The organism is Desulfobacteraceae bacterium (assembly GCA_022340425.1).
Taxonomy (GTDB): domain Bacteria; phylum Desulfobacterota; class Desulfobacteria; order Desulfobacterales; family JAABRJ01; genus JAABRJ01.
Window position 1 is genome coordinate 1 of sequence record JAJDNY010000183.1, and the last position, 4235, is coordinate 4235.

Here is a 4235-nt window from a genome sequence, read left to right on the forward strand (position 1 = left end):
ATTTTAAAATCCGATTTTATTTCGGTATCTTAAAATGAAAACTGCTTTCGTTCGAAGGGGGGCTGATTCGGTCGGGGGTGGCGCCCAACGTCATCTTTTTTGTTCACCGAACTGGCTATAAAATCATACGATTCCGTTGACCATCGCTGGGTGTTTTTCACCAGGACGTTTTGTCTGTGGGACGCCGGATCCTCACCCGGCGGATGGTCACCGCCGCCAGCGGGCGGTCCATGGGACCCGTTGCCACCGCGCCGATGGCCTGGACCACCGCCAGCCCCTGGACCACCCGGCCAAAGACCGCGTGCCTGCCGTCCAGCTGCGGGGCGGCAGCCAGGGTGATGAAGAACTGGCTGCCGTTGCTGTCGGGCCCGGTGTTGGCCATGGACAGCACCCCCGGGCGGTCATGCTTCAGGCCGGGTGCGAGCTCATCCCGGAAACGGTAGCCCGGCCCGCCCAGGCCGTTGCCCTGGGGGCAGCCCCCCTGGATCACGAACCCGCCGATAACCCGGTGGAAGTTCAGACCGTCGTAGAAATTGCCGCCGCGGATGGTTTCCTGGCGGCCCTCGGCCAGGTTGACAAAATTCCACACGGTTTCGGGGCACTCCCGGGCGTAGAGTTCGGACTTAAAGCAGCCGAGGCTGGTTTCAAACAGCGCCGTCAGTCGCGCCAGATCCTCTTTGTAGTCCGTTTTTTCGCCAATCATACCGGTCGTTTTTCGTTTTCAGTCGAATTTCGTGAAAATTCCAGCCGTGGTTTCACCAGGGGCTCTCGCTGTCGGCCGCGCCGGCGGCCGGCGCTCGCCTATCCCGCCCGGGCGGCGGGGGGCGTTGCGGCATGGAATTGGGCCAGCTTGCGGTCCTGGAATTGGCCCAGGGTGATCGTCAGCGGTTCGCCGCGGCGACGGGCCAGACGCAGCCAGTTGCCGATTTCAGCCTGCAAAACCTCCTCGCTCACCCCTTTGGCGGTGCCGGCGCCAGCCACGGGATGATCCACCCGCCCGGAATTGATGAATGTCCACTGGCGGTCGCGCTGTGCCACCACGCCGGTATGACCGCGGGTCGGGGTGGAAAAGGAGAGGAGCTGGCCGGCCGCCAGGTGGGGCGCCATGGCGGCATAGACCGTAGCGGCGGTTTCAGCCGCGGCGGCCATGGGCGTGAGGGAGGCCGTGTAGACCGTTTCCCCGGAGGCCCGGATGAGCCCTTCGCCGTTTAAAAAGGCATTGGCCGGCCGCCCGTCGGCGAAGGCCATTTCCAGCAGCCTGGATTTCAGGCCGTCGGCGCCGTGATACCGGATTCCCATCCTTTTCAGCCCCTGGACGACGAGTTCGTAGCAATTCATCTCGGCATACGGCCGTCCGATGTAGGGACGCACCGCTTGAACCAGTTCGTCGGCAATGCAGGCCTCCGGGGAGGACCGGGCTGCTGCCGTCCGGTGGTGTGACGCCGGCCGGGTCGCTTTTAGCGGATTGCCAGGCCGGCTGCAAGCGGCATCGACTTCCGCCCCGGCCCAGGTGATCTCGCGGGTGTCCGGGTTCAGCCAGATCCTGGTGCCGGCTTGCAGACGCTCGAAACCCTTGTCCTGGTTGGCTTCGGCGTGGATGATGGGCCAGCAGTCCCTGCCGTAGCGGGGGTGGCGGATCAGCAGGTGGGAGACGGTCGGGCGCTCGGCGCTGATGGTTCCCAGGGGCACCCACCGGGAAGGCCCGCCCGCCGCGCTGGCGCCGGCATCCAGCCGGTCTGCGAGAACAGCGGCGAATCTGGGCGGATCCGCGGCACGGCCCAGCGCCGCGGTTGCGGGTGCCGGTCTTTCGGTCTGGACGGATTTTAGATGCATGTTTTTCAAACCGCTAGATGCTGAGGTCCTGGGGGCCCGGTACGTTGGGCGTCGGGGTCGGTCCTGAAACTCTAGCAAAAGGGATGCCGATCAGGACCGATACGGTTTGCGCCACCGCCGCCCGATGCGGGCTTCGACGCCGCCTGAAAACCGGCGGGCGGTGCCGGCGCCGCGGGACGTCAAAAACGCCGGGGCCGGCTGTCAAAAACCCCACACCCCTGCCGTCGGTGTCAAGGGCCGGCGTTCTTGCCGCCGAACGCCGATGGAACCCCGGGCCCTCTGAAGGGCGGCCGCCGGCGATATCCGGCGCGGCTGCTTTACTGGCGGCAATCAGTGCTTATGATACATTCAACGCAATTTACTCGCTGAAAATTTAACGCAATTTACCCGCTGAAAATTGGGAGGTTAAAATGATGTACTCCAAGACGGTCATGGACCATTTCAGAAATCCGCGCAACGTCGGCGTGATCGAGGATGCAGACGGCGTCGGCGAAGTCGGCAACCCCCTTTGCGGGGACATGATGACCATCTACCTCAAGATTCAGGATGAACACATAGCGGACATCAAGTTTCAAACCTTTGGCTGCGGCTCAGCCATCGCGGTTTCCAGCATGCTGACCGAAATCGCCAAAGGCAAATCACTGGACGACGCCAAGCAGATCACCAACAAAGACGTCGCCAAAGCCCTTGAAGGGCTCCCCAAAAACAAGCTGCACTGCTCAAACCTCGGGGCCGACGCCCTGCAGGCGGCCATTCGGGACTTTGAAGACCGCAAGGCCGGGCGCAAGCGGGAAGAGCCGATTCCCCGGGAAAAACACGAACACGAGCACGCGCACGGCAAAAACTGCTACTGCCCGTACTGTGACATCGAAATCCAGGAGGGCGTGACCTTTTGCGAGGCATGCCAGCACAGCCTGGAGGAGGAGCACTGACCGGGACTGCGGCCGGCGGAAATCGCCCTGGCGCTCGAGGCTCTGGGGCGTCGGCAGTCGAACCGGACGGGTTTTTGGGGGACCGATAGCGATAGCGAGGAAGGATAGCGCGATGAACGTCATAAACTTTGATCACATATCGTCGAACCAGATTCTACCGGAAGTTCAGGAGGCCATGATCGCAGCCATCCGTCAGGGGTATCACAACCCCTCCAGCCAGCACACGGCCGGCGAAAAGGCGCTGGAAGCGCTGGAGCAGGCCCGGAGCGCGACCGCCGCGCTGATCAATGCCGGTGAGTCCAAAGAGGTCGTTTTCACTTCAGGCGGGACGGAGTCCGTCAACCACGCCATCAAGGGGGTGGCCCAGGCCAATGCGGACAAGGGCGACCACATCGTCATCTCCAACATCGAGCACAACGCCGTCATTCGCAGCGTGAAAAGGCTCAAATCCCAGGGGTTCCGCGTGACCTCGGTTTCGGTCGACGAATCCGGGCGGGTCAATCCGGAGGATATCGCCAAGGCCATCACCGACAAGACCATCCTGGTTTCGGTCATGCACAGCAACAACGAGACCGGCACCCGCCAGCCCATCGCGGAGATTGCGCGGATCGTGAAAGCCCGTAAGATCATCTTTCACACCGACGCCGTCGACTCGGTGGGGATCGTGCCCGTTGACGTCCAGGAATTGGGGGTGGACCTGCTGAGCTTCGCCGCCAACACCTTTTACGGGCCAACCGGCGTTGGCGGGCTTTACATCCGACGCGGGACGCGCATCTGGCCGCTCCTGGAGGGGGGGGTTCAGGAGCACAACAAACGGGCCGGGACTGAGAACCTGATCGGCATCATCGGGGCCGGCGTCGCCGCGGAAGCCGCGCGGCGCGACATGCAGCAACGGATCGGGCACCTGAGCGGCCTGCGCGACAAGCTGGTCGCAGAGCTGCCGAACTACATCGACGACTACATCATCAACACCAATTTGGCCCACTGCCTGCCGCACCTGCTGTCGGTGTCGGTCAAGTACATCGAAGGCGAAAGTGTCGTGCTGATGCTGGATGATGAGCACTTCGCGGTCTCGACCCGCTCGGCGTGCGCCACCGGATCGCTGCGGGCCTCCCACGTGCTGCTCTCCATCGGGCTCAGTCATGCCGATGCCCAGGGGACGCTGGTGATCGCATTTGGCGTCGAGAACACCGCGGAGGAGGTGGAGCGCTTCCTGGCGGCCCTCAAAAAGGTCGTCACCTCGCTGCGCAACATCTCCCCCCTTTACCAGAAAAGCGCCAAGGCCGCCTCCGCCTGAACCCCGGCGGGCAGACCTGAAAAAGGCCGTTTGGGACCTCCCCGGCAGGGGCTTCCCAAACGGCCTTTGACTTTGTACCGGTTCATCTTTTTTGGCTGGCGCGTGTGCCAGTGATCCGCGATGGTCTGGCGCTATGAAGTATGCTGTTTGAGAAGCTTGTGGACGGTTTGGCC

Annotated in this window: 4 protein-coding genes; 2 read left to right on the top strand and 2 right to left on the bottom strand. The window is 63.0% G+C overall.

Going from position 1 to position 4235, the window contains the following annotated elements:
- Positions 1-157: 157 nt before the first annotated feature.
- Positions 158-703, bottom strand: a complete 546-nt coding sequence (locus tag LJE63_16355; GenBank protein ID MCG6908176.1) for a peptidylprolyl isomerase — start codon at positions 701-703, stop codon at positions 158-160.
- A gap of 98 nt (positions 704-801) precedes the next feature.
- Positions 802-1833, bottom strand: coding sequence for a hypothetical protein (locus LJE63_16360; GenBank protein ID MCG6908177.1), 1032 nt, complete (start codon positions 1831-1833; stop codon positions 802-804).
- A gap of 410 nt (positions 1834-2243) precedes the next feature.
- Between LJE63_16360 and nifU the strand changes: the two genes are divergently transcribed.
- Positions 2244-2765 carry a Fe-S cluster assembly scaffold protein NifU gene (gene nifU / locus LJE63_16365; protein ID MCG6908178.1) on the top strand — a complete coding sequence of 174 codons (522 nt, stop codon included), beginning with the start codon at positions 2244-2246 and terminating at the stop codon, positions 2763-2765.
- Positions 2766-2877: 112 nt separating this feature from the next.
- On the top strand, positions 2878-4062 hold the full coding sequence (locus LJE63_16370) for a cysteine desulfurase (GenBank protein MCG6908179.1): 1185 nt from the start codon (positions 2878-2880) through the stop codon (positions 4060-4062).
- The last annotated feature ends 173 nt before the right edge of the window (positions 4063-4235 follow it).